The organism is Sandarakinorhabdus sp. DWP1-3-1, assembly GCF_049896705.1.
Lineage (GTDB): Bacteria > Pseudomonadota > Alphaproteobacteria > Sphingomonadales > Sphingomonadaceae > Sandarakinorhabdus.
In genome coordinates this window covers 298,816-324,301 of the sequence record NZ_JAFCUV010000003.1, presented here as the reverse complement: position 1 = coordinate 324,301, position 25,486 = coordinate 298,816, and the positions used below count along the sequence as shown (strand labels likewise).

The following is a 25,486-nucleotide window of genomic DNA, read 5'->3' as shown; positions in this document are numbered from 1 at the left end:
GCCTTACTGTGCGGGCGACGCGGTGACGGTCGTGGCCGTATCGGCCGGCCGTGCGCGCTTCTGGACTTCGGGCAGTGGCAGATAGGTCTGCACGCTGCCGGGCTCGACGACGGTCTTGTCGACCTTCGACAGCACATTCTCCATGGTCTCGAGGTACAGCCGCTTGCGGGTCACCTCGGGGGCCAGCTTGTACTGGGCATAAAGCGCGTCGAACTGTGCCGCCTCGCCGAGGGCGCGGTTGAGCACCTGCTGGGCATAGGCCCGGCTCTTGTTCAGATAGGCCTGCGAATCCTGCTGCGCGGCCGTCACGTCCTTGAAGGCGTCGTCGACGGCGGCGGGAGGATCGGCCTGCTTGATGTCGACGCCGCGGACTTCGATGCCCGAACGATAGCTGTCGAGAATCTCCTGCATCCGCTCACGCACCTGCTCGGCGATCTGGGCGCGCTGCGGTCCGATGGCGTCGGTCAGCGATGCCTTCGAGATTTCGGCGCGCATCGCCGATTCGCCGACTTCGCGGACGGTCTGCTCGGGCTCGGCGAGCTCGAACTGGAACAGCTCCGGATTGCGGATCTTCCAGCGCACGGCGTAGGCAAGGTTGATGAGGTTCTGGTCGCCGGTCAGCATCAGGTTCTCGTTGCTGCCGTCCCCGGCGCCGATGTCGACCGAATTGATCTGCTCCACCTTGCGCATGACGACGCTGTCGATGGGCCAGGGCAGCTTGAAGTGCAGGCCCGGGTCGGTGGTGCCGGCATAGGCGCCAAAGCGCAGCACGACGCCGCGATCCTGGGCATCGACCTTGTAGACGCTGCTCAGCGCGATCCAGAGGATGAACAGGCCACCGGCGATCCACAGCCAATTGGTGCCGCCGAGCGGATCGAAGCCGCCGCGGCCGCCGCCGGTGCCGGGAAACGACTGGCGCAGCTTTTCCTGGCCGCGGCGGATGATGTCGTCGAAATCACGATTGCCGCCGGGGCGCGGGCCATTCGGCCGGCGCGGCGGGCCATCACCCCACGGATTGCGCGGTGGCGGGCCATCGCCGCCGCCCGAGCCGCCACCTTCTCCCCAGGGGCCACGGTCCTGCGATCCGCCGTCGTTGTTGTTCTGCCAGGGCATCCGGTTTCCAGGTCTCGTCTTCCAAAGCTTGACGGTTATATACGGTGACCATTCAGGGATTGCGAGGGCGCGCCGATGTCGCTGTTGCCGCTCCCCTACAAGGATCATTTTCGATGCCATTGAAAGACGATGTGACGGCGGCGCTGGCGGGGGTCGCCGATCCGGCCGGGGGCAGCGTCATCACCGCCGGCCGGGCGAGCGGGATCGTCGCGCGTGCGGATGGCAGCGTCGGGCTGGTGCTGGCCGTCGACGGCCTCGACCGGGTCGCGGCGGAGCGCCTGCAGGCGGCGGTCGAGGTGGCGGTCAACCGGGTGGAGGGCGTGACGGCGGCGCGCATCATCCTGACCGCCGATCGCACCGGCGCGCCGGCACCGGGCGCCCGGCCGGTGGCACCCACGGTGCCCGGCATCCGCAAGCTGGTGGCGGTCGCCAGCGGCAAGGGCGGAGTCGGCAAGTCGACGGTGGCGGTCAACCTGGCGGTGGCGCTGGCCCGGCAGGGCTTTGCCGTGGGCCTGCTCGACGCCGACATCTACGGGCCGTCGGTGCCGACGCTGCTCGGGGTCACCGGCCGCGCCGCGCTGGCCGGCAACCGGCTGCAACCGGCGGCGGCGCATGGCATCAAGGCGCTGTCGATGGGCATGATGACCGATCCGAACAAGGCGATCGTCTGGCGCGGGCCAATGGCGAGCTCGGCGCTGGTGCAGATGGTGGAGCAGGCCGACTGGGGCGTGCTCGACGTGCTGGTCATCGACATGCCGCCTGGCACCGGCGACATCCAGCTGACGCTGGCGCAAAAGCTGAAGCCCGACGGCGCGGTGATCGTGTCGACGCCGCAGGACCTCGCGTTGATCGACGCGCGCCGCGCGGTCGCGATGTTCGCCGAGGTCGACGTGCGGGTGCTGGGCATCGTCGAGAACATGAGCGGCTATCGCTGCCCGCATTGCGGCGAGGCCAGCGACCCGTTCGGCCATGGTGGCGCCGAGGACGAGGCGACGGCGATGGGCGTGCCGTTCCTGGGGCGCGTGCCGCTCGACCTCGCGCTGCGGCTGGCGTCGGATGCGGGCCGGCCAGGCGAGGGCGAGCAGGCGGCGGTGTTCGACGCGATAGCGCAGGCAGTGCGGGTGACGGTGGGGTTGTGACGGACCCGGCGTTCACCGTTTCGCGTTAGGCCAGGGAACGACAAGGAGAATACCCATGCCCCTTACCACCGATGCCGAGATCCGTGACCTGCTGACCAATGCCCGCACCATCGCGCTCGTCGGCGCGTCGGATCGGCCCGATCGCGCCAGCTATGGCGTGATGGGTGCCTTGCAGGAGCATGGCTATCGCGTGCTGCCGATCAATCCGCAGATCACCGGCACGCATGTGCTCGGGGAATATGTCTGGGAAAGCATCGACCAGCTCGGCATGCCGATCGACATCGTCGACATTTTCCGGCGGTCGGACGCCGTCGGCCCCATCGTCGACGATGCCATTGCGGCAGGTGCCAAGGCGATCTGGATGCAGCTGGGCGTGATCAACCAAGAAGCCGCTGCCAGGGCCGAAGCGGCGGGGCTGAAGGTCGTCATGGACCATTGCCCCAAGATCGAGATCAGGCGGCTGGGGATCGACCCCGTCGCGCCGCCGCAAGCGACCTGAGCGCATGGTCGAGCCGGTCGCGCACCACCCCGTGCAGCGCCGGCGTCGCGGCGGCGATGCCATGGAGCACCGGGTCGGGCTTGTTGAATGCCAGCGGCTCGCCGGCGCGGTCGGTGACCACGCCGCCGGCTTCGGCCAGGATCAGCGCCGACGCCGCGACGTCCCATTCGGCGATGGTGCGGCCCTCCATCCAGGCATCGGCCTCGTTCGCCGCCAGCTTGGCCATGCGCAAGGCCAGGCTGTTGGGCTTTTCGACGGCCTCGCCGGGCCAGGGCTCGGGCCAGAACGCGGCATTCATGTTGGCGGCGTCGATCGGCAGGCGGATGCCGTCGAGCGTGGCAAGGCCACTGACCCGCAGCCGCTTGCCGTTCAGCTGTGAACCGCGGCCGCGCAGGGCGGCGAACAGCTGCCCGCGCGCCGGAGCGGCCAGGGCAGCGACGGTGACCTCGCCATCCTCGACCAGCGCGACCGACACCGCCCAGCCGGTGCGACCGCGGATGAAGTCACGCGTGCCGTCGATGGGATCGACGACCCACAGGCGCCGCTTGGTCAGGCGATCGGCAGTGTCGGCGGTTTCCTCCGACAGCCAGCCGTCGTCGGGCCGGGCGCCGAGGAGCCGTTCCTTCAGATAGGCGTCGCATTCGAGATCGGCGACGCCGACCGGGTTGCCGGGCGACTTGTCCCACCATTCCGACTTGGCGTTGAAATGGCGCAGCGCCAGTTCGCCGGCGGCGTGGGCAGCACGGACGGCGACAGCGAGATCGCTCTGCCGTCGCGTCGCCGGTGCCGCGGAGTCAGCCACGCGGCATCACGCGCCGGCGACCGTCATCCCGTCGATGCGCAGCGTCGGCACGTTGCTGGCATGGCGGAACTGCAGGTCGTTGGCGGGCACCAGGGCCTTGAACATGTCCTTCAAATTGCCGGCGATGGTCACTTCGGCGACGGGCACGGTGATCTCCCCGTCCTCGATCAGGAAGCCGCTGGCGCCGCGGCTGTAGTCGCCGGTGAGGCCGTTGACGCCCATGCCGATCAGTTCGGTGACGTAGAAGCCGCGCTTCACCCCGGCCATCAGTGCCTGCGGCGTGTCGGTGCCGGACTCGAGATGCAGATTGCTGGCGCCGGCGCCCGGTGGCCCCGAGGTGCCGCGGGCGGCATGGCCGGTCGGCTGCAGGCCGAGCTGCCGCGCGCTGGCGGCATCGAGCAGCCAGCCGGTCAGGATACCGCGATCGACGAGGGCCGAGCGCTGCACGGGCAGGCCCTCGCCATCGAAACCGCGTGAGCGCAGGCCGCGCGGGCGCAGCGGATCGTCGATGATGGTGATGTGGCTGCCGAACACCGCAGTGCCGAGCGCGTCCTTCAAGAAACTGGTGCCGCGGGTGATGGCGCTGCCGGTGATGGCGCCGACCAGGTGTCCGATCAGCGTCGAGCCGACACGCGGGTCGAAGATGATCGGCAGCTGGCTGGTTTCCAGCTTGATCGGATTGAGGCGCCGGACGGCGCGTCCGCCGGCGCGGCGGCCGATGATGGCGGCATCCTCGAGATCGCTGAAGTGCCGCGACGAATGCCAGGCATAGTCGCGCTGCATGTCGCCGCCCTCGCCGGCGAGGACGCTGGCCGAACAGCCATAGCTCGTCGAGCGCTTGCCGCCGCGAAAGCCGGTGGACGTGGCGAGCGCCGTGACGACGCGGCCGGCCGAGCCGCCGCCGCCTTCGCTGTTGGTGACGCCGGCGACGACACGGGCGGCATCTTCGGCGGCCATGGCGCGGTCACGGAGCATTTCGGCGCTGGGATCGCCGCCGTCGTCGATGTCGAGGTCGGGGGCGTCGCCCTGCAACAGCCGGTCGGCAGGGGCGAGCCCGGCCCAGGGGTCTTCGGGCGCAAGGCGCGCCATGGCGACGGCGCGGGTGGCGGCGGTGGCGAGCGCAGCGACCGACAGGTCGGACGACGACACGCTGGCCGAGCGCTGGCCGACGAAGACGCGAATGCCGACCTCCTCGCCTTCGCTGCGGCCGATATCCTCGAGCTTGCCGAGGCGGACGCTGACCGAAGTCGACCCGTCGCCGACATACAGGGCGTCGGCGGCATCGGCGCCGGCGGTGCGGGCCGCGGCGAGCGCGGCATCGAGGCGGTCGAGAGCTTGGGGTACTGAGAGCATGACCCTGACTTAGGTCGTGGACAGGCGATTGTCATGCCCCGACGCGCTTTTGCCGCTTTTGTGCAATCGCGCCGCGACGTCGCCGGCTATTTGTCACGATATCGGCGCGGGTCGACGGCCAATCCGGCATCGACCCGCAGCCTTTCCAACGCGGCGCGTCTTCCCTCCGCGCGGCGCGAGCGGCCTCCACCCGGCCGGCCCCCCGGCGCTAGACCCGCGCCGGGGTGGCGGACCGGAGGACGCCCGACGCCATCAGCGGCACGAGCAGCGCGACCATCAGCAGCGTGTTCGACACGGCATTGAGCCAGAAACCGTTGGCGCACGAGATCGCGCTGTCGATGACATACCAGGCCAGCATCGACCACAGGAGCAGGCGCCACACCGGCGCGCCATCCGGGCCCAGTGCGTCGGCGCCGCGGATCGCGCCCCAGGCCAGGCCGGCGATGGCGATCGACAGCGCGCCCTGCAAGCCGATGGCGAAGCGCAAGGGCCTGTCGAGCGGCAGGGGCTCGCCATTCATCCGGTCGATAAGCGCCTGCGCCGGGCCGCTCGTTTCCGCAAAGCCTGCCCCGGCGAGGACAAGGCCGAACAGCGTCACCCCGAGGCACCAGGCCAGCATCCAGTTACGCCAGAATGTCGTCATCACCTGTCTCCCTGTGATCAGGGTTGCAGACGTACCGCGTTTATGTAGCGAGTGCTACATAAAACTGCGGTCGAGAGCAGTGACGGTGGTTGCGGCAAACAGCAGCAGGCCGGCGGTGCGGTTCGAGCGGAACAGCGCCAGCGCATTGGTGGGGGCGGTGTCGGCAAGCCGCCAGACCTGCCAGGCGAAATGCCCGGCCAGCGGCAGCAGCGCCAGCAGTGTCAGCGGATCGGGCCGGACCAGCCACAGCGCGCCGGCCCAGAGCAGCAGCGCCGCGCCATAGAAGAACGCCACGCCGCCGCGGGCGCGGGGGCCGAGCGCGCGGGCGGAGGACTTTATGCCCGCCATGGCATCGTCCTCGATATCCTGCAGCGCGTAGATGGTGTCGTAGCCGAGCGTCCAGGCGACGCCGCCGGCATAGAGCAGCGCCATCGCCGGCACCGGATCCGTGATGGCGACGAAACCGACCAGCGCCCCCCAGTTGAAGGTAAGGCCGAGCCAGGCCTGCGGCCACCAGGTGATGCGCTTCATGAACGGATAGGCGGCGACAAGGCCGAGACTCGCGACGGCGACGAACTGCGCCAGCGGGCGGAGCTGGAGGACGACGAGCAGCCCGATCAGCGACAGGGCGATCGCGAAGGCCAGCGCCTTGCGCACCGGGATCGCGCCGCTGGCGACGGGGCGGGCGCGGGTGCGTTCGACCTGGGCGTCGAGATCGCGGTCGATGATATCGTTCCAGACACAGCCGGCGGCGCGCATGGTGACGCTGCCGAGCGCGAACCAGGCGATCAGGGCCGCATCGGCGACCAGCCCGTCGGCGAGCGCGACGCCCCAGGCGCAGGGCCAGAACAGCAGCCAGCTGCCCGCCGGGCGATCGAGCCGCGCCAGCCGGGCATAGGGCTGCCATGACGCGGGAAGGCGGTCGATCCAGCCCGGCTGGGCATCCGGCGTGGCCCCGTGTTTCGGGGAAGGGGGCACTGTGCTAGCCACGGCGTCATGAGCGAGAACGGGCCCGATCTGTCAACCACGCACCCCGAAACATTGCCGGGGACGCCGCGGCTGTATGTCGACCTGGCGCTGGCGGCCAACGCGGTGCTGACGCTGCCGGTGCCGCAATCGCATTATCTGGCGCAGGTGATGCGGCGGCAGCCGGGGGACATGGTGCGGCTGTTCGACGACCGGTCGGGCGAATGGGCGGCGCGGGTACTGGTGGCGGGCCGCAAGGCCGTGGAGGTGCGCATCGAGACCCGGATTTCGCCCCGCGAGACGGTGCCCGACCTGTGGCTGTGCTTTGCGCCGCTGAAGCGCGGGCGGATCGACTGGGTGGTCGAGAAGGGCTGCGAGCTGGGTGTCGCCCGGCTGGTGCCGGTGCTGACGCGGCGGACGGTTGTCGACAAGCTGAACCTCGACCGGCTGCGCGCGCACATGGTCGAGGCGGCGGAACAGTGCGAGCGGACGGCGCTGCCGGAGCTGGTGGAGCCGGTGACGCTGACGGCGCTGCTGAAGGCCTGGCCGGCGGAGCGTGCACTCATATTCGCCGACGAAACCGGCGGCGCCCCCCTCGCCGAGGCGTTGCGTGCGGCCCCGGCCCCTGCGGCGATCCTCATCGGGCCGGAGGGTGGCTTCGACGCCGCCGAGCGCGATGCCATCCGGGCGCTGCCGCAGTGCCGGCCGGTGTCGCTGGGGCCGCGGATCCTGCGCGCCGATACCGCGGCGGCGGTGGCAGTGGGAGTCTGGCAGGCTGTGATGGGGGACGGACGCTAAGGCGTCGGCGACACCGTCAGCACGAGGTCCGCATCGCGCATGACCGCGGCCCGGGTCCAGCGGAAGGGCACATAGCGGCCTTGGGCCCAGAGCGGGAACAGGTCACCGTAATGCGGGCTGTCGGCGTCGCCCGATTGCCCGGGCGTGTTGATCACCATCGAATCGTCCCAGTTGCCGACATCGAGGACCATGCGCACCGACGCGCCGCCGGCGACGGTCAGGTCGGCGCGCGGGCTGGTCGCCATCGGCGTCGATCCCGATCCGCCGACGCCGGCCGGCCCGACCTGGCGCTGGGCCTCGCGGCCGGGAATCGCCAGTGCCGGGGTGAAGACGGCTTTGTGCAGCTGGTCCCAGCGCCAGCGCGCCGGATCGGGGCCGAGGCGCGTGGCAGTCGCCCGCCAGGCGGCGCCGAGCGAAGTTTTCAGGATAGCGGCGCGCTGCGCTTCGACCAGCGGGTCGCGGCGCTCCATCAGGGCGATCAGCGCCGGGATCGACGGCCCGTCCATGCCGCGCGCCACCGCCGCCGGCACCGCCAGCCGCATCGCCGCATCGCCGAGATGGCGCCCGGCCCAGACCTCGTAGAGCGCCGCGGCGGCGCTGTCGGCGCTCTCGTTGCCGTCCCAGCCCGCCAGCAGCCGCAGCGCCGCCTGCTGGTCGGCATCTTCGCCGTTGAGACCCTTCAGCAGCGCGACGGCGCGGGCAGCCAGCGGGCTGTGGGTGTCGGTCTGCAACGCCATGGCATCGGCGAGCGAGAATTTCGGCTTTGCCGCGATCACCGCCTCGATGCGGTCGATGCGGGAGCGGTCGGCCCATTCGAAGCCCAGCTTGCGCGCCTCGGCCGGATAATCGGCGGGCAGGTTCATCTCGTTGGCGGTGGCGAGCCAGCCGCGCGCCGGATTGTGCAGGCTGGGCAGCAGCCCCGCATCGAGCAGGCCGTCCCAGCGATAGGCGCCACCCGCCGGCACCGGCAGCAGGCCATCGCCGCCGGCCCGCACCGGCGCAAAGCCCGCCGCCGCCCAGCCGATGTCGCCGCTGCGATCGGCGTAGAGGAGGTTGAGCGGCGGTGCGCCCCAATGCGCCTGTGCGATCTTGAAATCGGCCCAGCTTTTGGCGCGGAACAGCCAGGACGCGTTGAAATAGGCCGATGCGCCCGGCCGGTCCCAGGTGGCGCGCAGGACAAAGGCGCGGCCGGCGGCGTCGCGGTGGATGACGGGGCCGTCGGCGGTGAACTGCAGCGTGACCTGGCGCGGTGCCTCGCCCTTGACGGCGATGGTCTCGACGACATCGCGGATCGCCGACCCGGCGTCGGCGACGACCAGGTCCTGCTGGTCGATGTAGAAGATCGTTAGCGCCCAGGCGGCGTCTTCATTGTGGCCGAAGCTGACGCCGGGCAGGGCGGGTTCGCCGGCGCCGGCGATGTGCAGGTCGGGTGCCTCAAGGTGCACCAGCGTGCGCAGCGACGGCACCGAATGTTCGCGGTGCGGGTCGTTGGCGAGGATGGCGCGGCCGGTGGCGCTGCGCGCCGGCGCGATCACCCAGTTGTTGCTGCCCTCGCGCATCTCCGGGTCGGCGGCGGCGGCGAGGCGTTCGGCCGGCGTCTGGGCGACGACCTTGCCGGCGTCGAAGCGCACGCCGGCGGTGCCGAGCGCGTAGTCGGTCAGCACCTCGGGCGTAAGCACGCAGGCGTCGAGCCCCTTGGGCGGCACGATGGCATGCGGCGGCTCGAGCTTGCGGCGCAGCGGTTCATAGGGGAGGCCACCCGCGCACAGGCTGCGGGCGCGGGCGAGTTCGGAGGGCAGGTTGCTGGCCAGCGCATTGGAGCGGATGCGGACGATGTCATCGGCCTGCCAGCGTTCGGGGGTGGAGCCGGTGGCGCGAAACTCCTCGGGCAGCGGCCGGCGGCCGGCGGCGACGTCGCCGACATAGGCGTTGATGCCGGCGGCAAAAGCTGCGGTCCAGCCCTTCGCCTCGGTGGGATAGGCCGCCCATTCGGCGGCCATGTCGCCGCGATAGAGGAACAGGCGTGCGGCGCGATCCTGGGCGACGAACGCTGGCCCGAAGCTGGCGGCAAGGCGGCCGAGGCCACGCTTGCGCCACAGGTCGATCTGCCACAGCCGGTCGCGCGCCACCGCATAGCCCTGCAGGAAGAAGGCGTCGCGGCTGCTGCCGGCATAGATGTGCGAGATGCCCCAGCGGTCGATGACGATCTCGCCGGGCGCAGCGAGGCCGGCGGCGCGGGCGGCCTCGCGGGACGGCGCTGCAGCGGTCGTCGTGGCCGTGAGGACGAGAGCGATGGCAAGGCCGTGGCGCAGCATGTCGGTTCCTTGGCCTGGGTCGGGGCGGCGATGTCGCGCGCACCGGCCGCCGGCGTCAAGGCCGGTGCCGAAATGCCTGCCGGCGGGGCGAAACGCGGCGCCGGGCGTGTTTGCCGGGAGGAAGGATATGACAAGATGATGACACTGCCGTTCGGCCTCGGCACGCTCGACCTGCTGCCGCACTTCACTGCCCTGGCGATCGCCTATGTGCTGGCGCTGCCGATCGGCTGGAATCGCGAGCGATCGGCGCGCAGTGCCGGCCTGCGCACCTTTCCGCTGGTGGCAATCGCGACCTGCGGCTTCATCCAGGCGTCGGAGACGCTGGTCGTCGGCAATCCGGAGGCGATGGCGCGCATCGTCGAAGGGCTGATCACCGGCATGGGCTTCATCGGTGGCGGCGCCATCCTCCGGCTGAAGACGGCGGTGACCGGCACCGCCACCGCTGCCAGCCTGTGGGCCACCGGCGCCATCGGCGTGTCGGTCGGGCTGGGCAGCCATGAGGTGGCGATCATGGTGTCGCTGACGACGCTGGTCACCCTGGCTGCTGTCGCCGATGAAGCGTACGCTCAGCCCGGAAGCAGACCTGCGCGACCCGGTCGAAGGCTGACGGACGCCGCGCGGCATCGACGTCCACTTTGCAATTGCAGTAGGGACGACCGATGCGCGAAGCGGCTTCGACATGGGCGAGCCAGGATGCCGGCACGCTGCCCTGGCTGGCGGTCGCCGGCTATCTGGTCGGCGCCGGCCTGTGCCTGTGGCGGCGCGGCGGCGCCGGCAGTGGGCGGGAGCGGCTGTTCTGGCTGGCGGCGGCACTGGCGATGCTGGCGCTGGGGCTCAACAAGCAGCTCGATCTGCAGACGCTGCTGACCGGCTGGGGGCGGCAGATGGCGCGCGACGGCGGCTGGTACGCGCAGCGCCGCGCGTATCAGAAGGAGTTCGTTATCGGTGTCGCGCTGGTGGCGATGGTGATCGGTGCGGGGCTGGCCTGGCTGGTTCGGGGCCTTTCGCCGCGCGTGCTGGCGGCGCTGGCAGGTCTGGGGCTGCTCGGGGCCTTCGTGCTGGTGCGGCTGGCGTCATTCCATCACATCGACGTGGCGATGCGAACCCCGGTGCAGGGCCTGAAGCTGCACACGGTGCTGGAACTGGTTGGCATCGCCATCGTCATTGGCAGCGCGGCCTGGCCACAGGCGGCCAGGCCGGCGCGGCCGGGTCGCCGTTGAACGCTATTCCGCCGCGATCGCCAGTGCCGGCCGATCCTGCGGGCCGCGGATCAGCACGCCGGGGAGTTCCCCGGTCATCGCGCCTTCGCGGAAGGTGACGACGCCCGACTTGATGGTCGCGACATAGCCATCCGCCTTTTGCAGCAGGCGCTTGCCGCCGGCGGGCAGGTCGAACGCCATCCAGGGCGCGCCCAGCTTCAGCCGGGTCATGTCGATGAGGTTGATGTCGGCGAGATAGCCCGGCGCCAGCACGCCGCGATCGTTCATGCCGTACAGGCGCGCTGTGTCGCTGCACTGGCGCTTGATGGCGTTTTCGATGGTGATGGTGCCGCGCTTCCGGTCGCGAACCCAATGCTGGAGCAGGAAGGTCGGGCTGGCGGCGTCGCAGATGGTGCCGCAATGGGCGCCGCCGTCGGACAGCGAGATCACCACATCGTCGCGCTGCAGCAGCCCCTCGACGAAATCGAGGTTGCCGTCGGCATAGTTGAGGATCGGGAAATAGATGAAGCCGGTACCCTGGTTCGCCGACAGCAGGTCATAGGTATATTCGGCAGGACTGACGCCGGCGGCGGCGGCGCGGGCTGCAATCGTCTGGTCCTGGGTGGGTTCATAATCGAAATCGGTGCCCATTTCGTAATGGAGGCCGAAGCCCTGGGCGACGACATGGAGCAGCGCCTGCACATCCGATTCGGGGATGACATCGGCCTCGGCGAGCAGCCGTGCCTTCCATGCCGGGTCGGAGATTTTCGCCCATTGCTCGGCCCAGGGGGCGGCGTCGATTGCGGCCCAGCTTGGCTTGAACTTGAAGGGGTGGACGGTGCCGCGCCAGGCCATCAGGATGCCGTTGCCGCGCAGTGCGATCTGGGCGACGATGTTGGCGCCTTCGGCATTCCAGCGCGCGGTTTCGGACATCTGTTCCTGCCAGGGCAGTTCCTTGGCGATCGACTGCAGCATGGCAAAGGTGACGGGCAGCCCGGTTTCCTTCGATAGCGCGCCCATCCAGCCGAATTCGTCCCATTCGCGCCTGAGGTCGCTGGCCATTTCGAACACGCCATGCCCGGCGCGGGCGACGGCGCGCCCGATGCCGATCAGCTCTTCCTTGGTGGCCGTCGTGCCGGGCACCAGTTCGCCGTCGATCGATTTGTGGAGGACGGTGCGGCTGGTCGAGAAACCGAGCGCGCCGGATTTCAGGCCTTCCTCGACGATGGCGCTCATCTGCGCGATCTCGTGCTCGGTCGGGGCCTCGTTGCGGGCGCCGCGCTCGCCCATGACATAGGCGCGGACGGCGCCGTGCGGCACGTGCGTCGCGACATCGATGGTCCGCGGCCGCTGGGCCAGCGCGTCCATGTACTCGGGGAAGGTTTCCCAGTTCCACGCCATGCCTTCGGCGAGCGCGGTGCCGGGAATGTCCTCGACGCCTTCCATCAGCGCGATCAGCCAGTCGTGCTTGTCGGGCTTGGCGGGCGCGAAACCGACGCCGCAATTGCCCATGACGACGGTGGTGACGCCGTGCCACGACGATGGCGCCATTTCCGAATCCCAGGTCGCCTGGCCGTCATAATGGGTGTGGATGTCGACAAAGCCGGGGGCGACGGTGAGGCCGGTGGCGTCGATTTCCTCGCGGCCCCTTGCGGTGACGGTGCCGACGGCGCTGATCAGCCCGCCGTCGATGGCGATGTCGCCGGTGAAGGCCGGGGCGCCGGTGCCGTCGACGATCGTGCCGTTGCGGATGACCATGTCGTGCATGCTTCGACTCCCGAGATTTCCCGGCAGGGTATCATCATGTGGTTGACGGAGGCACTATGCGAAGTACAAGGGCACGGGAGGCGAACATATGCGGAACATATTGCAGTTGCGGCCATGCTGATTGCTGCGCCGGCACTCGGGGAGACAGTCATGCAGCACGCCACCGGGACGTTCGCCGTGAAGATGGCGCCCGCCGCGCAGACGAGCGCCGGCGGCGTGGCGCTGGCGCGCATGACGGTGACCAAGGCGTTCAGCGGCGGAATGACCGCGACGGCGGAAGGCGACATGCTGACCGCCGCCGGCGCCGTGCCCGAATCGGCTGCCTATGTGCTGATCGAGCGGGTTACCGGCAGCATCGACGGCAAGGCCGGCAGCTTTGCCTTCATGCACCATGCCACGATGGATCGCGGCAAGCCCGACCAGCATATCAGCATCGTTCCCGACAGCGGCAGCGGCGGGCTGGCCGGCATCAGCGGCGCGATGACGATGCGGATCGATGATGGCGGCGTTCATCATTACGACCTCGCGTACAGGTTGCCCGAGCAGCGCTGACGGGTGCGTGCAGGCAGGCGGGTCCACGCTCTCCCGCTAGCCGGCGACGCCGTTGCCGAAGGTCAGGACGGCCGTGGTCTTGCCGGCTTCGGTCGACGCCTGGATGATGATGCTCGGGCCGTTATTCGCGCCGGCGCTGTACAGCGCCGTGGTGGCATTGGTCAGTGTCGCCTGCTCGGGCAGGCCGGCCTTTTCGGCGCGCTGCTTGTAGAAGGCGATAACGCTGGCCGGGGCATCGCCGGTTTCGAAGATCACCTGGCTGCCGGTCGTGCCCTTGCCGACGCTCTTCATGGCGCCGGTGATCGTGCCGCCGGGGTAGGGCGGGGCGTGGGCCGGGGCATCGGCAGGCCAGCTGGTGGCGCCGGCGTCGATGGTGATGCCGCTGCCGTCGCTGCCCTTCACCGTCACCGTCGACTGGCCATCGCGGCTGGTGGTGACGGCGACATCGCCGTCGGCGGTGCTGACCGTCGTTGTCGTATCGCTGTCGCCACCGCAAGCGGCGAGCCCGAGGGCCAGGGACAGCAGGGCCAATGTATGACGCATCGAGCGACGCCTTTCGATCCGAACGGAAGCCGGATGTTACGGGCGCGACGGGAAGAGTCAAAGTTCAAGCGCCGCTCAATTGCGCGACGGCAACGGCCCGGCTAGAGGCGGTCCATGAGCAATCAAGTCGCGGCCACGGGCGATGACGCCCCCATCGAAAACCGGGCACAGCTCGTCGGCGTGTTCGAAACGGGCAACAAGCCCAAGGCCGGCTGGCGGATCGGTACCGAGCACGAGAAATTCGTCTATCGGACCAGCGACCATCGCGCCCCCAGCTATGACGAGCCCGGCGGCATCCGCGACCTGCTCGACGGCATGACGGCGTTCGGCTGGGAACCGGTCATCGAGGGCGGCAACGTCATTGCGCTGAAGGGGGCCGACGGCGCCGTCAGCCTGGAGCCCGCGGGCCAGTTCGAGCTGTCGGGCGCCGCACTCGACAGCATCCACGAAACCTGCGCCGAATCGAACCGCCACCTCGCCCAATGCCGCGACGTCGGCGACCGGCTTGGCCTCGGTTTCCTGGGGCTGGGCTTCTGGCCCGACAAGACGCGCGCCGAGCTGCCGGTGATGCCCAAGGGCCGCTATGTCATCATGCGCAGCCACATGCCGCGCGTCGGCAATCTCGGCCTCGACATGATGCTGCGCACCTGTACCATCCAGACCAACCTCGATTACGCCAGCGAAGCCGACATGGTGCTGAAGTTCCGCGTGTCGATGGCGTTGCAGCCGCTGGCGACGGCGCTGTTCGCCAATTCGCCCTTCACCGAGGGCAAGCCCAACGGCTTCAAGTCCTTCCGCAGCCATATCTGGACCGATACCGATCCGGCGCGCACCGGCACGCTGCCGTTCGTCTTCGAGGACGGCTTCGGCTTCGAACGCTACACCGACTATGCGCTCGATGTGCCGATGTACTTCGTCTACCGCGACGGCAAGTACATCGACGCCGCCGGGCTCAGTTTTCGGGATTTCCTCGACGGCAGATTGTCGGTGCTGCCGGGTGAAAAGCCAAGGCTCGGCGACTGGAAGGACCATCTGTCGACGGCGTTCCCGGAGGTCCGCATGAAGGGCTATCTGGAGATGCGCGGCGCCGATGGTGGCCGCTGGGATCGCATCTGCGCGTTGCCGGCCTTCTGGGTCGGGCTGTTGTACGACGATGTCGCGATGGATGCGGCCTGGGACCTGGTCAAGGGCTGGAGCCATGCCGACCATGACCGGCTGCGCGTCGAGGTGCCGCGACTGGCGCTGAAGGCGGCGAGCCCCAACGGCGGCACGCTGCAGGACCTGGCGAAACAGGTGCTGGAGATTGCCGACAGGGGCCTTGCCCGCCGCGCCCGGCTCAACCGCATGGGCGATACCGAGCAGGGCTTCCTCAACCCGCTGCGCGAGATCGCTGCGAGCGGCCTGACCAATGCCGACCGCATGCTGGCGTTGTATGAAGGCGCCTGGGGCGGTGATGTGTCGAAGGTGTATGCGGCGGAGAGTTACTGATCAGTAGTTGAACTGCACTTGGGCGCGGATCAGGTCGCCTTCGGCCTGGCCCGATCGCCGTTCGTCGGCTTCGCGGCGCTTCATGTGCGAATAGGACAGGGTAAATTCGATCGGCTTGATCGGCTGGAACTCGACGCCGAACTCGATCTCGTCGGTTTCGAGCCGCGGGGCATTCAGCCCGGATTTGAAGCCGCCGCGGTAATATTGCCAGCGCGCGAACGGCATGAAAGCGCCGATCGGCGAATCCTTCACCCGGAACATCGACTGGATATAGCCGCCGTTGAGCGACTTGGTGGCGATGCGATTGGTCGGCTGGTCGAATTCGGGACCGCGGCCCCAGGTCCATTCGGCCTGGATGCCAAAGGGCTGCGGATAGAGCATGGCATGGACGACGACCCGATTGTCGTCGAACGCCACCGGGCTGACGCCGCCGGACCGCAGCTCCGGCTGGTATTTGTTCAGCATGCCGGAGCCGCCGACCTCGATCACCTGGCCTTCGAATGCCGACCCGAGGCCGTCGAGCTCGAACGGCCAGGTTGCCATCGCCACCGTCATCAGGTTGTTGTTGGTCTCGGTGCGGCCGATGCCTTGGCCATTGTACAGCGCCAGGCCGAAGGCGCCGTAATTGCCGAACAATTTCTGACCATCGTCGCCCAGCCGCTTCCAGATTCGCGCGACATGGGCCGGTGTGTAGTAGGCGACGACGCCCAGGTCGCGTTCGCCGGGCGTGGCGGAATTGATGGCATCGGTGCGGTCCAGCGCCAGCCGGTTCGATGAGGATTGCAGGTTTTCCCAGCCGAAGGGCACCTTCGACTGGCCGAAACGCAGGCGAAACTCGTCCGCCTTGCCCCAGTGCAGGTCGACATAGGCATCGCGCAACTGGCCAAAGCCTTCGCGACGCTCATTGGCGGACTGGTTGCTGACCGCCGTGGCGAAGTCCGGCTGCAGGTAGAGGCTGACATTGTCGCCGAGGTCGCCCTGCAGGACGAGGCGGACGCGCCGCAGCGAGAAGTTGTTCTGGTCGCTTATCCCTGAATCTTGCACCGAACGCAGCCGCGACAGGCCGGCGGGCGCGGTGCGATCGCCCGACACGATCTCGTTGAGGCGCATCTGGGTATAGCCGCGCAGCGTCAGGCGCTCGTACCAGGCCTTGCCCTTGGGCGAGGGGACGTGTGCAGCAGCCTGTTGGACGGCCGGCGCTGGCGGTGTGGCCGCGACCTCGCGGGCCGGCGCGGGCGGCGGGGCTGCGGCGGTTATCGGCGGGGCTGCGGCCGCCGTGCCGCGCTGCGCCGCCTTCAGCTCCTGCACCATCGCCTTCAGCTCGTCGATCTGCCGCTGCAGCTCGGCCACGGTGGGCTCGGCCGCGGCCGCGGGCGCGGTCAGGGCGCTGCACAGAAGCAGCGCAGTCAGAGCGCGTGTCATCAATCTGCCTTCAATCTGTAACGAACTCCCCTAACCACCGTTGCAAGACAGATTGATGACAGCCGACCGGTGGACGCGGGATTTCCCTGGAGCGTCGATAGCGGTGTTTGATGACAGCCGCGCGGCGGCCGGGTCAGAGTCCCCGGCGCGCGGCCGCGTAAAGCGCGATCGCCGCGGCGTTCGACACGTTGAGGCTTTCCATTGCGGCGGCGATCGGCAGCTTGGCCAGCTGGTCGCAGCGCTCGCGGGTCAGGGCGCGCATGCCCTCGCCTTCCGCACCGAGCACGAGGCACGGCTGGGTCTTGGCAAGCGCGGCTTCGAGCTCGACGGTGGCCTCACCCTCCAGCCCGATGCGCCAGAAGCCGGCGTCGCCGATCTCGTCGAGGGCGCGGGCCAGATTGACGACCCGGCACCAGGGCAGCATCTCCAGGGCGCCCGAGGCCGATCGCGCCAGCACCCCCGATTCGCCGGGCGCATGGCGATCCTGGGTGACCAGCGCGCGGGCATTAAAGGCGGCGGCGGAGCGCATGATCGCGCCGACATTGTGCGGATCGGTGACCTGGTCGAGCACGATGATCGGGCGGTTGGCATTGTCGCGCTGCGCGTCGGCGAGCACATCGCCGAGCCAGACCGATTCGAGCGGCTCCACCTCCAGCACGAAGCCTTGGTGCGGCGCGTCGGACGGGACCAGCCGGCCAAGATCGGCATCGTCGCCATATTGGACAGCAAGGCCGCGCGGAATGACGATGGTCTTGGCGGTGGCATGGGTAACATGCAGCTTGCGGAACACCCGATGCGGATTGTCGAGCGCGGCGAACACCGCGTGGCGCCCGTACAGGCGCGGATACGGGCTCTTCTGCCCGGCGGGAGTTTTCGGATGTGGTCTGCGGCCCATCGGCGGGGCTTAGCCGCTAAGCCCCGCCGTGTCATGTACCGTGCCGGTCAGCTCTTGGCAGCAGCCACGGCGGCCTCGAACTCGGCGGCGGTCATGCCGATGACGGCGCCATTGGCGGCCGTGGTGAACGATGTCAGCGGCACGCGCACGTCGCCATTCGGCGTCGTCAGCAGCACGCCCGATTCGTCGCGCGATTTGACCTTGCCGACGACGACACCGCTGACGCCGCGGACATCGGCGCCGGCGACAAGCTGGGCATCAAGCGCAGCCTTGTTGGCGGCAGCGGCCTGGGCGGCGGCGGCGTCGAGCTGGGCGCGGGTCGCAGCGATCACCGGGCCGTTCGGACTGGTCCCGAACGAACTCGCAGGGATGGTGACCTTGTTGGTGCCGGTCGACACGACGACGTTGCCACCGGCGACCGAATCGATCGTCGCGATTTCGGTGCCCTGCGGGTCATAGACCTTGCTGCCGGCGGCGAGTGCCGGCGCTGCGGGGGCTGCCGCAGCGGCAGGCGCGGCGGGGGCCTGTTGGGCACTCGCGGCGCCGGCAACAAAAACAAGACTGGCCAAAGCCAGGGGAATGGCACGCATTTAAGCCTCCTGATGAGCCGGATCATGCCGGACACGGAACCTAATGCATCGCGACGCAATTGGCTGCGATCGTGCGGTGAACGCCTGCATAGATGCGGCAAGTGGTGGAGGGGGTTGGATTTGAACCAACGTAGGGAAAACCCGGCAGATTTACAGTCTGCTGCCATTGACCGCTCGGCCACCCCTCCACGGAGCCCTCGCCGCGACGTCCGACGAAGAGCGGGCCTAGTGGCGAATGGGGGGGCGGGTGTCAACGCTCGGCGCGCATTTTCTAGCTGCGGTCGGGCACCACGCGATCGCGGCCCATGCGCTTTGCCGAGTACAACGCCCGGTCGGCGCGCTCGATCAGGCTGTCGGCGTCGTCGTCGTGACGATCGCCGGCGATCCCTGCAGAAAAGCTGACGCGGCCCATCGACGACCCGTCGGCGGCGTTGCGGATGATCTGTCCGGCAAGCTCTGCCCGCGCCCGGTCGATGATCGCGGCGGCGGCCAACACGTCATGGTCGGGCAGCAGCGCAATGAATTCCTCGCCCCCCAGGCGTCCGACGCTGCCCCCTGTCGGTGCGACGTGATCGGCGACATGGCGGGCGACGAAGCGCAGCACCTCGTCGCCCAGGGCATGGCCGAAGCGATCGTTGAAGCGTTTGAAGTGATCGATGTCGACCATTGCCAGCGCCAGCCGCGTGCCGGTGGCGCGGGTGTCGGCCTGGGCCCGCTGCAGCGCCTCGATGGTGCCCCGGCGGTTGAGCACGCCGGTCAGCTGGTCGGTGATCGCGGCGCGTTCGGCGCGGCCGAGCTGTTCCGACAGGCCGCGCGCCTCGGCGGCAGCGGTCGCCAGCTCGGTGGCAAGGCGCGCGTTCGCCGCCTGCATGGCGGTGGTGGCGGCGCCGAGCTGTTCGAGGAGGGCGGCGAGCCCGGCCGGATCGACCGGCGCCGCCAGCCGGGCACCGCCGTCGGCGATTGCCCGGCCGTAATCCGCAAGATCGGTGCGCCCGGCCTCGATGAGCCCGGTCAGCGCCTCGGCCTGGTGGCGCGCGGCGGCGACCAGCGCGGCGACTTCGGAGGCACCGACATCGCCGCAGTGGGCGCGGCGCAGCGCGGCAACGCCGGCAAGGTTCAGATCGCCAAGTGCGATGGCGCTGTCGACGGCGAGCGACAGGTCGTGGTCCTCGTCGCGAACATAGCGCCAGAACAGCTCGTAGATGTCGGGCAATGGCGGCAGGCGCGTGGCGACCAGCAACCCGCGGACCTGGTCGAACCAGTGCAGGTCCTGGTCCCCGAGCTCTGCCGGCAGCGGCACTTCGGCGACGGCCCGCATGCGCCCGCTCTCCATCTGCATTCGACTCTCCGCCCTGAATGGCCGGGTGAACGGCGGCAGCGGCGGCGGATTTAGGCGCCGGAACATGGAATATGGAGCGGGTAGCGGGGATCGAACCCGCATCACAAGCTTGGAAGGCTAGTGCTCTACCATTGAGCTATACCCGCGTGCGGACGGCCATAGTCGCCAAGGCCGGTTGATTCAACCGTCACGCTTGCGCCGGTCCGCCGGCATCGGTATAGGCCGCAGCCCGACCCTAGGAGTGTAGCTCAGCTGGTAGAGCATCGGTCTCCAAAACCGAGGGCCGGGGGTTCGAACCCCTCCACTCCTGCCAGTCCTGCTTGAAAAGGCGGGGCCGGCGACAGACTTGAAGCCCGACGATGTTGGGTCGGTACGAGATTAGGCACCGGTTGTCCGCCCCGGCGAAATGGGGCAACAGCCGGATTTTGGTGTTTCCTGCTGTTCGGCAAGTGAAGATTGGCTGATTCGATGGCGATCGAGGCAAAGGCAAAACTGACCAAGGCGGCTCCGGCCCCGGCAAAGCCGCGCGTGTCGATCGGCACCTTCGTCAACCAGGTGAAGGCCGAGATCGCCAAGGTGTCGTGGCCGAGCCGCGGCGACACCATTCGCATGACCATCATGGTGATGATCATGACGCTGATTCTCTCGGTGTTTTTCCTCGGTGTCGACCAGGTCCTCGGCCGGCTGGTCAAGTTCCTGCTCAGTCTCGCCGGTTAAGGGGTAAAAGGACTTTCATGTCGCGCTGGTACATCATTCACGCCTATTCGGGCTTCGAGAACAAGGTTCGCGAGGCGATCCTGACCGAGGCGACGCGCATGGGCCTCGACGCCTTCATCGATGAAGTGTCGGTGCCGACCGAGACCGTCAACGAGGTCTTCAAGGGCAAGAAGCGCGCCGTCGAGAAGAAGGTGTTTCCCGGCTATGTGCTGGCGAAGCTCGACATGACCGACGACGTCTATCACCTCGTCAAGAACACGCCGAAGGTGACGGGCTTCCTTGGCCAGCAGAACAAGCCGCAGCCGATCAGCGAGAGCGAAGCGGCGCGCATCCTGAATACCAAGGCCGAGGAAACCCCGGCTGCAAAGATCAAGCGCAAGGCCAATTTCGAGATCGGCGACCAGGTTCGCGTTCTCGATGGCCCGTTCGCGTCGTTCAACGGCCTTGTCGAGGAAATCGACTTCGACCATGGCCGCGTCAAGGTTTCGGTGTCGATCTTCGGTCGGGCAACGCCCGTCGAGCTCGGCTTCGAACAGGTCGAGAAGCAGAAGTAAGCCGACAGCCGCGGGGCGAGAGGTCAACGGAAAACTGCTTTTCGATTTCACCGTGGGAGGCTTTCGGGCCGTTCGCACCACAACAGGAGAGCCATCATGGCAAAGAAGATTACCGGATACATCAAGCTGCAGGTGAAAGCCGGCAGTGCCAACCCGTCGCCGCCGATCGGTCCCGCGCTGGGCCAGCGCGGCGTCAACATCATGGAATTCTGCAAGGCGTTCAACGCCAAGACCGAATCCCTCGAAAAGGGCACCCCGATCCCGACCGTCATCACGGTCTATGCCGATCGTTCGTTCAGCTTCATCACCAAGACGCCGCCGGCGTCGTTCCTGATCAAGCAGGCGGCCGGTCTCAAGTCGGGCGGCACGACCCCCGGCAAGGGTGCGCCCGCCGGCAAGATCACCACCACGCAGTTGAAGGCGATCGCCGAGCAGAAGATGCCCGACCTCAACGCCAACAACATCGAGATGGCGATGAAGACGATCGAAGGCAGCGCCCGCGCAATGGGCCTCGAAGTGGTGGAGGGCTAAGATCATGGCACAGTCCAAGAAGGCCAAGGCGCTCGCTGCCGCGGTGAATCCCGAAACGCTTTATGATCTCGACCAGGCGCTGGCGATGGTGAAGGCCAACGCGACCGCCAAGTTCGACGAGACCATCGAAGTCGCCATCAACCTCAACGTCGATCCGCGCCACGCCGACCAGATGGTCCGCGGCGTCGTCACCCTGCCCAAGGGCACCGGCAAGACCGTCCGCGTCGGCGTTTTCGCCCGCGGTCCCAAGGCGGATGAAGCCCGTGCGGCCGGTGCCGATGTCGTCGGCGCCGAAGACCTGCTCGAGATCGTCCAGGGCGGCACCATCGATTTCGATCGCTGCATCGCCACCCCGGACATGATGGGTCTCGTCGGTCGCCTCGGCAAGGTGCTGGGCCCCAAGGGCCTGATGCCGAACCCGAAGCTCGGCACCGTCACCATGAACGTCGGTGAGGCGGTCAAGGCGGCCAAGGGCGGCCAGGTCGAATATCGCGTCGAGAAGGCCGGGATCATCCACGGCATGCTCGGCAAGGCGAGCTTCCCCCAGGAAGACCTGCGCGCCAATTTCGACGCGCTGCTCGACGCGGTTGTCCGCGCCAAGCCGTCGGGTGCCAAGGGCAAGTATCTGCAGAAGGTCGCGGTCAGCTCGACGATGGGCGCCGGCGTCCGCGTCGACACGACGACGGTCGGCCACACGGTCTGATCGTTCGCGCCGACTGATGTGCAAAAGGGCCGGGAGCGATCCCGGCCCTTTTCATGTTCGGGCGGCGACCTCAGTGGTGACGCTGGCCATCCGGCGCTTGCGCAACGTCGCACCGACGACGCCGAAGCCGCCGACGAGCAGCGCCCAGCTCGCCGGCTCGGGCACGGCGGCCGCCGTTGCCGTGAAGGTCGTCGTGCCGCTGTCAGAAACGCGCCGGATGCGGACGAGAAGTCGAGGCCCGCAGGGAGCGCGCCGAAGCCGAAGCGGCCCGTGCTGCCGAAATCGCAATTGGAGCCGAACCGCGCTGGGCGGTGCAGCGGCAACAGGGGAACCTTGGGACCACGCTGGTCGACGCCGGACGGGCCGGCGCGGCGCTGCCATTGCTGTCGGCATCGCGGGCCGGCTGGCTGGCGATGGCGGCGGCGGACCCGCAGGACGAATCGGTGGCATCCTGGGTGCGGACGACGCGGCTGTCGTATGGCGAGGGCCTGGCGGCGGCGGGACGGACCGGCGATGCCATCGTCGAATTGAGCGCTTCGCTGGCCGACCGGCGCCGCTGGCTGGCGACCCAGCCGCAGAATGCCGAACGGCGGCGCGCTCTGGTCGTCGGCCTCAACGCGCTCGGCGACGCGTTGGCGGCGGGCGGGCGCCAGGGCGAGGCTTGTGGGTTGTTCGCGGAAGCCGATACGATGATCCGGTGCATGGCGGGCGCCGGCAGCCTGACCCGGCTCGACGCCGATTCGCTGCAGGCGATCCTGCGCCAGAGCATCGCCCGCCACTGCCCATCGGGGACGCCGACTTGACTTTGGCGCCCCGATCGCTAAACGCCGCCGCTTCCGCTGTCGCCCGCAAGGGTGGCGGCGACCGTCCGAGATTGCAGGTGTGCATCAGCACCTAAGCCGCAATGGCCTGCATGAGACGGGGAGAGTTTTTGCCGGTTGCCGCAAGGCATCCGGGCTTGTGAACGTGGCTTTGGCTGCGCCCCAGGCGACGATCCCTCGGACGGGCCATGGCCCGGACCCCTCCTGGCCCTGGCTCAACCGGTATCACGCAAGTGCTGCCATAAACCAAGGAGAGAGCATGGATCGCGCTCAAAAATCCGAGCAGATCTCTGGTCTTGCCAAGACGTTGTCGGAAACGTCCGTCGTTGTGGTCGCCCGCAACCACGGCCTGACGGTGGCCCAGGTCACCGATCTCCGCAACCGGATGCGCAATGCCGGAGCCAGCTTCAAGGTGACGAAGAATCGCCTTGCGCGCATCGCGCTCGAAGGCACGCCCTACCAGCCGCTCGGCGATCTGCTGACCGGCCCGATCGGCTTTGCAACCTCGACCGACCCGGTCGCGGCTGCCAAGGTCGCCGTCGATTTCGCCAAGACCACGGACAAGTTCGAGGTTGTCGGCGGGGCGATGGGGGCAACTGTCCTCGACGTGAATGGCGTCAAGGCGCTCGCCGAACTGCCGTCGCTCGACGCGCTTCGTGCGACGCTCATCGGTCTCATCAACTCGCCGGCTACCAAGCTCGCGCAGCTGGCCAATGCGCCGGCGGCCAAGCTTGCCCGCGTGTTCGGGGCCTATGCCACCAAGGACGCTGCCTGAAACCCGCGGCAGATGCCGCATTCACAAGACACATGGAACTGGAGACTACACATGGCTGACCTCAACTCGATCGTCGAACAGCTTTCGGCACTGACCGTTCTCGAAGCCGCCGACCTTGCCAAGATGCTCGAAGAAAAGTGGGGCGTTTCCGCCGCTGCCGCCGTCGCCGTTTCGGCCGGCCCGGCCGCTGCTGCTGCTCCCGCCGCTGAAGAGAAGACCGAATTCGACGTCGTCCTGACCGGCGACGGCGGCAAGAAGATCAACGTCATCAAGGAAGTCCGCGCCATCACCGGTCTCGGTCTGACCGAAGCCAAGACGCTGGTCGAATCGGCTCCCAAGGCGATCAAGGAAGGCGTTTCCAAGGCCGACGCCGAGAAGTTCAAGAAGCAGCTGGAAGAAGCCGGCGGCACCGTTGAGCTCAAGTGAGCCGGCTGGCTGCTGGAGCCTGATTGCGTAGCAATCGGGCGAAGCAGCCGGATTCGGCGAGCGGCGGCCAGCCGGGCGCGGGAGCTTGCTTCCGCGAACCGGTCTGACGTCAGCCGCGGCTTTGCCGCGGCAAACCTGACGACAAAGGGGTGGCTCCACAAGGGGCCGCCCCTTTTCTTGTCTCAGCGCCAAGCGCTAAACTGCCGGCCAGAGGAGCCGATCTATGCCCAACCTCACCGAATCCTTCATCCATCTCGGCCTTGGCGCCACCGCCATCCCGCAGCCGCCGTTCACCGACGGCAGCTGGTACCAGGGCTATGGCGAGCGCCACGACGGCGACGGCGCGGACGGGCGGCTGGTCAGCATGTACAGCTTCACCGAAAACTGGACGGAGTGGGAGATGCACCCGGCCGGCGAGGAGGTCGTGCTGTGCACGGCGGGCAGCATCACGCTTCATCAGGAATTCGCCGATGGGGGCACGGCGACGGTGACGTTGCAGCCGGGCGACTATGCGGTGAACCCGCGAGGGTGCTGGCACACGGCGGATATCGCCGGCGGCGCTACCGCAGTGTTCATCACGGCGGGGCTGGGGACGGAGGGGCGCGCGCGCTGACTTTTACCGTCACCCCGGCCTTCGCCGGGGTGACGGTACCTTGCAACAAAAAGGGCGACCCGTTTCCGGACCGCCCCTCTGCCTGCCAGGACGATGGTCCTAGAAGTGGAAGATCACACCGGCCATCGGGCGGATGCTCTTCAAGTCATAGCTTTCGACCGACAGGCGCAAGCGGGCGCCGGACTGGCCGGTAAGGCCACCGAGACCGATGTCGCGCGGGCCGACTTCAACGCCGAGGCCATAGACCCAGTCGTCGCGGTTCACGAAGCCGCGATTGTCCTTCATGTCGATCCAGGTACGGCCGAAGCTGCCATAGACGAGGCCGCTTTCGCCGATCCGGAGACCACCGCGACCGCGGACACCATATTCCCAGTTGATCGGACCGAAGCCCTTGGCACCGAAGCCTTCGACGCCGACAAAGACGGGCCCGATCGGCAGGTTGGCGCCGAGCACGCCTTCGATCTGCGCGCCTTCGAGGCGACGGTTATTGGGGAAGCTGTTGAATTCGGCGCGATTGTCGAAGCTGTCATAGCCGCCGAGGATGCCGAAATAGGGCTCGAAGCCGAAGAAGCTCGAGCCGTCTGGCGCGGTCGGGCCGGTGTCGCTGGTGGTCGTGGTGGTGGTCGAGCTGGTGCCCATGTCCTGCGCCAGGGCAGGAGCGGCCAGCGCGATCGCCAGGGCCAACGCCGGGGCGGCGATACGAATGTTCATGCAGAAATCCTTGCTACGCTACGCAACTGTTACTGACCGCGCCGAAACGCTGCCTGCCGGGGACAATCCCGGTCTCTCGGGCAGGTTCCGGGCAACGCGACTTGTTTTACCACGATTTTTCCTCGTGTTGCAGCGCAGCAACACCGTTTCGGGCGGGCAATCAGCCCCATGGCGCCGTGTCGTATCGGTGCCCGACTATCGAATACCCCTTC

At 68.3% G+C, this 25,486-nt stretch carries 27 protein-coding genes, 3 tRNA genes and 2 pseudogenes; 16 read left to right on the top strand and 16 right to left on the bottom strand.

All coding sequences use genetic code 11. The annotated features are described in order from the left end of the window. Positions 1-3: 3 nt before the first annotated feature. The gene (gene hflK, locus ACP7AI_RS15290) at positions 4-1,113 is read right to left on the bottom strand and encodes an FtsH protease activity modulator HflK (RefSeq protein ID WP_426169127.1); all 1,110 of its coding nucleotides are present in this window, start codon (positions 1,111-1,113) and stop codon (positions 4-6) included. A gap of 113 nt (positions 1,114-1,226) precedes the next feature. On the opposite strand from hflK, the gene ACP7AI_RS15285 reads away from it, so the two are divergent. Then, on the top strand, positions 1,227-2,252 hold the full coding sequence (locus ACP7AI_RS15285; protein ID WP_426169125.1) for an Mrp/NBP35 family ATP-binding protein: 1,026 nt from the start codon (positions 1,227-1,229) through the stop codon (positions 2,250-2,252). Positions 2,253-2,307: 55 nt separating this feature from the next. Further along, on the top strand, positions 2,308-2,751 hold the full coding sequence (locus tag ACP7AI_RS15280; RefSeq protein WP_426169123.1) for a CoA-binding protein: 444 nt from the start codon (positions 2,308-2,310) through the stop codon (positions 2,749-2,751). Here ACP7AI_RS15280 and ACP7AI_RS15275 read toward each other — a convergent pair. The 4 genes from ACP7AI_RS15275 to ubiA form a co-directional block, all read right to left on the bottom strand. After that, on the bottom strand, positions 2,705-3,553 hold the full coding sequence (locus ACP7AI_RS15275) for an inositol monophosphatase family protein (protein WP_426169120.1): 849 nt from the start codon (positions 3,551-3,553) through the stop codon (positions 2,705-2,707). The two genes, ACP7AI_RS15280 and ACP7AI_RS15275, sit on opposite strands and share 47 nt — an antisense overlap. Before the next feature lie 6 nt (positions 3,554-3,559). Continuing rightward, entirely contained in the window at positions 3,560-4,906 is a 1,347-nt protein-coding gene (locus ACP7AI_RS15270) for a TldD/PmbA family protein (RefSeq protein ID WP_426169118.1), read from the bottom strand. A 208-nt stretch (positions 4,907-5,114) separates the two neighbouring features. Further along, positions 5,115-5,549 (bottom strand): hypothetical protein, encoded by a 435-nt coding sequence (locus ACP7AI_RS15265; RefSeq protein WP_426169115.1) that lies wholly within the window; start codon positions 5,547-5,549, stop codon positions 5,115-5,117. Between the two features lie 54 nt (positions 5,550-5,603). Next, positions 5,604-6,527, bottom strand: a complete 924-nt coding sequence (gene ubiA, locus ACP7AI_RS15260) for a 4-hydroxybenzoate octaprenyltransferase (protein ID WP_426169112.1) — start codon at positions 6,525-6,527, stop codon at positions 5,604-5,606. An 18-nt stretch (positions 6,528-6,545) separates the two neighbouring features. On the opposite strand from ubiA, the gene ACP7AI_RS15255 reads away from it, so the two are divergent. After that, a complete protein-coding gene (locus tag ACP7AI_RS15255; protein ID WP_426169109.1) occupies positions 6,546-7,313 on the top strand; it encodes a 16S rRNA (uracil(1498)-N(3))-methyltransferase in 768 nt (255 codons plus the stop codon). Here the strand turns inward: ACP7AI_RS15255 and ACP7AI_RS15250 are convergent. Further along, the gene (locus ACP7AI_RS15250) at positions 7,310-9,628 is read right to left on the bottom strand and encodes a penicillin acylase family protein (protein ID WP_426169106.1); all 2,319 of its coding nucleotides are present in this window, start codon (positions 9,626-9,628) and stop codon (positions 7,310-7,312) included. The genes ACP7AI_RS15255 and ACP7AI_RS15250 overlap by 4 nt on opposite strands. A gap of 30 nt (positions 9,629-9,658) precedes the next feature. On the opposite strand from ACP7AI_RS15250, the pseudogene ACP7AI_RS15245 reads away from it, so the two are divergent. Next, positions 9,659-10,117 (top strand): annotated as a pseudogene (locus ACP7AI_RS15245) (MgtC/SapB family protein); the annotation flags it as partial. 170 nt (positions 10,118-10,287) lie between these two features. Continuing rightward, on the top strand, positions 10,288-10,848 hold the full coding sequence (locus ACP7AI_RS15240; RefSeq protein ID WP_426170182.1) for a hypothetical protein: 561 nt from the start codon (positions 10,288-10,290) through the stop codon (positions 10,846-10,848). A 3-nt stretch (positions 10,849-10,851) separates the two neighbouring features. Here the strand turns inward: ACP7AI_RS15240 and ACP7AI_RS15235 are convergent, their stop codons facing one another. After that, positions 10,852-12,594, bottom strand: coding sequence for an N-acyl-D-amino-acid deacylase family protein (locus tag ACP7AI_RS15235; RefSeq protein ID WP_426169104.1), 1,743 nt, complete (start codon positions 12,592-12,594; stop codon positions 10,852-10,854). Between the two features lie 150 nt (positions 12,595-12,744). Between ACP7AI_RS15235 and ACP7AI_RS15230 the strand changes: the two genes are divergently transcribed. Beyond that, on the top strand, positions 12,745-13,146 hold the full coding sequence (locus ACP7AI_RS15230) for a DUF3224 domain-containing protein (RefSeq protein ID WP_426169102.1): 402 nt from the start codon (positions 12,745-12,747) through the stop codon (positions 13,144-13,146). Positions 13,147-13,182: 36 nt separating this feature from the next. Here the strand turns inward: ACP7AI_RS15230 and ACP7AI_RS15225 are convergent, their stop codons facing one another. Further along, complete coding sequence (locus tag ACP7AI_RS15225; RefSeq protein ID WP_426169099.1) at positions 13,183-13,689, bottom strand: hypothetical protein; 507 nt, start codon at positions 13,687-13,689, stop codon at positions 13,183-13,185. Between the two features lie 114 nt (positions 13,690-13,803). On the opposite strand from ACP7AI_RS15225, the gene ACP7AI_RS15220 reads away from it, so the two are divergent. Beyond that, the gene (locus ACP7AI_RS15220; RefSeq protein WP_426169097.1) at positions 13,804-15,177 is read left to right on the top strand and encodes a glutamate--cysteine ligase; all 1,374 of its coding nucleotides are present in this window, start codon (positions 13,804-13,806) and stop codon (positions 15,175-15,177) included. Here the strand turns inward: ACP7AI_RS15220 and ACP7AI_RS15215 are convergent, their stop codons facing one another. The 6 genes from ACP7AI_RS15215 to ACP7AI_RS15190 form a co-directional block, all read right to left on the bottom strand. Next, on the bottom strand, positions 15,178-16,599 hold the full coding sequence (locus tag ACP7AI_RS15215) for a porin (RefSeq protein WP_426169095.1): 1,422 nt from the start codon (positions 16,597-16,599) through the stop codon (positions 15,178-15,180). It lies immediately after the preceding gene. A gap of 133 nt (positions 16,600-16,732) precedes the next feature. After that, positions 16,733-17,494 (bottom strand): 23S rRNA (guanosine(2251)-2'-O)-methyltransferase RlmB, encoded by a 762-nt coding sequence (rlmB, locus tag ACP7AI_RS15210; protein WP_426169092.1) that lies wholly within the window; start codon positions 17,492-17,494, stop codon positions 16,733-16,735. A gap of 47 nt (positions 17,495-17,541) precedes the next feature. Beyond that, the gene (locus ACP7AI_RS15205; protein ID WP_426169089.1) at positions 17,542-18,084 is read right to left on the bottom strand and encodes a hypothetical protein; all 543 of its coding nucleotides are present in this window, start codon (positions 18,082-18,084) and stop codon (positions 17,542-17,544) included. Positions 18,085-18,186: 102 nt separating this feature from the next. Then, a tRNA-Tyr gene (locus tag ACP7AI_RS15200) sits at positions 18,187-18,272 on the bottom strand. Positions 18,273-18,355: 83 nt separating this feature from the next. Continuing rightward, positions 18,356-19,402, bottom strand: coding sequence for a diguanylate cyclase (locus ACP7AI_RS15195; protein ID WP_426169087.1), 1,047 nt, complete (start codon positions 19,400-19,402; stop codon positions 18,356-18,358). A 93-nt stretch (positions 19,403-19,495) separates the two neighbouring features. Next, a tRNA-Gly gene (locus ACP7AI_RS15190) sits at positions 19,496-19,569 on the bottom strand. 91 nt (positions 19,570-19,660) lie between these two features. On the opposite strand from ACP7AI_RS15190, the gene ACP7AI_RS15185 reads away from it, so the two are divergent. The 5 genes from ACP7AI_RS15185 (at position 19,661) to rplA (ending at position 21,928) form a co-directional block, all read left to right on the top strand. Next, positions 19,661-19,736: transfer RNA gene (locus ACP7AI_RS15185), tRNA-Trp, on the top strand. A 155-nt stretch (positions 19,737-19,891) separates the two neighbouring features. Beyond that, positions 19,892-20,140, top strand: a complete 249-nt coding sequence (gene secE / locus ACP7AI_RS15180) for a preprotein translocase subunit SecE (RefSeq protein WP_426169084.1) — start codon at positions 19,892-19,894, stop codon at positions 20,138-20,140. A gap of 17 nt (positions 20,141-20,157) precedes the next feature. After that, a complete protein-coding gene (gene nusG / locus ACP7AI_RS15175) occupies positions 20,158-20,694 on the top strand; it encodes a transcription termination/antitermination protein NusG (protein WP_426169082.1) in 537 nt (178 codons plus the stop codon). Between the two features lie 96 nt (positions 20,695-20,790). Then, the gene (gene rplK, locus ACP7AI_RS15170) at positions 20,791-21,225 is read left to right on the top strand and encodes a 50S ribosomal protein L11 (RefSeq protein ID WP_426169079.1); all 435 of its coding nucleotides are present in this window, start codon (positions 20,791-20,793) and stop codon (positions 21,223-21,225) included. 4 nt (positions 21,226-21,229) lie between these two features. Then, entirely contained in the window at positions 21,230-21,928 is a 699-nt protein-coding gene (gene rplA, locus ACP7AI_RS15165) for a 50S ribosomal protein L1 (RefSeq protein WP_426169076.1), read from the top strand. Between the two features lie 51 nt (positions 21,929-21,979). Here the strand turns inward: rplA and ACP7AI_RS15160 are convergent. Further along, a pseudogene (locus ACP7AI_RS15160) lies at positions 21,980-22,102 on the bottom strand (PEPxxWA-CTERM sorting domain-containing protein); the annotation flags it as partial. A gap of 137 nt (positions 22,103-22,239) precedes the next feature. Between ACP7AI_RS15160 and ACP7AI_RS15155 the strand changes: the two are divergent. The 4 genes from ACP7AI_RS15155 to ACP7AI_RS15140 all read left to right on the top strand — a co-directional run bounded on the left by ACP7AI_RS15155 (position 22,240) and on the right by ACP7AI_RS15140 (position 24,563). After that, complete coding sequence (locus ACP7AI_RS15155; protein WP_426169074.1) at positions 22,240-22,731, top strand: hypothetical protein; 492 nt, start codon at positions 22,240-22,242, stop codon at positions 22,729-22,731. A 277-nt stretch (positions 22,732-23,008) separates the two neighbouring features. Next, positions 23,009-23,524, top strand: coding sequence for a 50S ribosomal protein L10 (rplJ, locus tag ACP7AI_RS15150; protein ID WP_426170153.1), 516 nt, complete (start codon positions 23,009-23,011; stop codon positions 23,522-23,524). A 51-nt stretch (positions 23,525-23,575) separates the two neighbouring features. Further along, positions 23,576-23,950, top strand: a complete 375-nt coding sequence (gene rplL / locus ACP7AI_RS15145) for a 50S ribosomal protein L7/L12 (protein ID WP_426169072.1) — start codon at positions 23,576-23,578, stop codon at positions 23,948-23,950. A 223-nt stretch (positions 23,951-24,173) separates the two neighbouring features. Continuing rightward, positions 24,174-24,563: a cupin gene (locus ACP7AI_RS15140; protein WP_426169069.1), complete on the top strand. Its 390-nt coding sequence runs from the start codon at positions 24,174-24,176 to the stop codon at positions 24,561-24,563. A 99-nt stretch (positions 24,564-24,662) separates the two neighbouring features. Here the strand turns inward: ACP7AI_RS15140 and ACP7AI_RS15135 are convergent, their stop codons facing one another. Continuing rightward, entirely contained in the window at positions 24,663-25,202 is a 540-nt protein-coding gene (locus ACP7AI_RS15135; protein WP_426170150.1) for an opacity protein, read from the bottom strand. Between the last annotated feature and the right edge of the window lie 284 nt (positions 25,203-25,486).

What these genes read in the sequence shown, in the direction of transcription:
- rplK (WP_426169079.1), top strand. Translation starts at nt 20,791, where the DNA reads ATGGCAAAGAAGATTACCGGATACATCAAGCTGCAGGTGAAAGCCGGC.
- ACP7AI_RS15135 (WP_426170150.1), bottom strand. Translation starts at nt 25,202, where the DNA reads ATGGGCACCAGCTCGACCACCACCACGACCACCAGCGACACCGGCCCG.
- ACP7AI_RS15270 (WP_426169118.1), bottom strand. Translation starts at nt 4,906, where the DNA reads ATGCTCTCAGTACCCCAAGCTCTCGACCGCCTCGATGCCGCGCTCGCC.
- secE (WP_426169084.1), top strand. Translation starts at nt 19,892, where the DNA reads ATGGCGATCGAGGCAAAGGCAAAACTGACCAAGGCGGCTCCGGCCCCG.
- ACP7AI_RS15240 (WP_426170182.1), top strand. Translation starts at nt 10,288, where the DNA reads ATGCGCGAAGCGGCTTCGACATGGGCGAGCCAGGATGCCGGCACGCTG.
- ACP7AI_RS15230 (WP_426169102.1), top strand. Translation starts at nt 12,745, where the DNA reads ATGCAGCACGCCACCGGGACGTTCGCCGTGAAGATGGCGCCCGCCGCG.
- hflK (WP_426169127.1), bottom strand. Translation starts at nt 1,113, where the DNA reads ATGCCCTGGCAGAACAACAACGACGGCGGATCGCAGGACCGTGGCCCC.
- ACP7AI_RS15195 (WP_426169087.1), bottom strand. Translation starts at nt 19,402, where the DNA reads ATGCGGGCCGTCGCCGAAGTGCCGCTGCCGGCAGAGCTCGGGGACCAG.
- ACP7AI_RS15140 (WP_426169069.1), top strand. Translation starts at nt 24,174, where the DNA reads ATGCCCAACCTCACCGAATCCTTCATCCATCTCGGCCTTGGCGCCACC.
- rlmB (WP_426169092.1), bottom strand. Translation starts at nt 17,494, where the DNA reads ATGGGCCGCAGACCACATCCGAAAACTCCCGCCGGGCAGAAGAGCCCG.
- ACP7AI_RS15250 (WP_426169106.1), bottom strand. Translation starts at nt 9,628, where the DNA reads ATGCTGCGCCACGGCCTTGCCATCGCTCTCGTCCTCACGGCCACGACG.
- ACP7AI_RS15225 (WP_426169099.1), bottom strand. Translation starts at nt 13,689, where the DNA reads ATGCGTCATACATTGGCCCTGCTGTCCCTGGCCCTCGGGCTCGCCGCT.
- ACP7AI_RS15235 (WP_426169104.1), bottom strand. Translation starts at nt 12,594, where the DNA reads ATGCACGACATGGTCATCCGCAACGGCACGATCGTCGACGGCACCGGC.
- nusG (WP_426169082.1), top strand. Translation starts at nt 20,158, where the DNA reads ATGTCGCGCTGGTACATCATTCACGCCTATTCGGGCTTCGAGAACAAG.
- ACP7AI_RS15220 (WP_426169097.1), top strand. Translation starts at nt 13,804, where the DNA reads ATGAGCAATCAAGTCGCGGCCACGGGCGATGACGCCCCCATCGAAAAC.
- rplA (WP_426169076.1), top strand. Translation starts at nt 21,230, where the DNA reads ATGGCACAGTCCAAGAAGGCCAAGGCGCTCGCTGCCGCGGTGAATCCC.
- ACP7AI_RS15215 (WP_426169095.1), bottom strand. Translation starts at nt 16,599, where the DNA reads ATGACACGCGCTCTGACTGCGCTGCTTCTGTGCAGCGCCCTGACCGCG.
- ACP7AI_RS15205 (WP_426169089.1), bottom strand. Translation starts at nt 18,084, where the DNA reads ATGCGTGCCATTCCCCTGGCTTTGGCCAGTCTTGTTTTTGTTGCCGGC.
- ACP7AI_RS15255 (WP_426169109.1), top strand. Translation starts at nt 6,546, where the DNA reads ATGAGCGAGAACGGGCCCGATCTGTCAACCACGCACCCCGAAACATTG.
- ACP7AI_RS15265 (WP_426169115.1), bottom strand. Translation starts at nt 5,549, where the DNA reads ATGACGACATTCTGGCGTAACTGGATGCTGGCCTGGTGCCTCGGGGTG.
- rplJ (WP_426170153.1), top strand. Translation starts at nt 23,009, where the DNA reads ATGGATCGCGCTCAAAAATCCGAGCAGATCTCTGGTCTTGCCAAGACG.
- ACP7AI_RS15285 (WP_426169125.1), top strand. Translation starts at nt 1,227, where the DNA reads ATGCCATTGAAAGACGATGTGACGGCGGCGCTGGCGGGGGTCGCCGAT.
- rplL (WP_426169072.1), top strand. Translation starts at nt 23,576, where the DNA reads ATGGCTGACCTCAACTCGATCGTCGAACAGCTTTCGGCACTGACCGTT.
- ACP7AI_RS15280 (WP_426169123.1), top strand. Translation starts at nt 2,308, where the DNA reads ATGCCCCTTACCACCGATGCCGAGATCCGTGACCTGCTGACCAATGCC.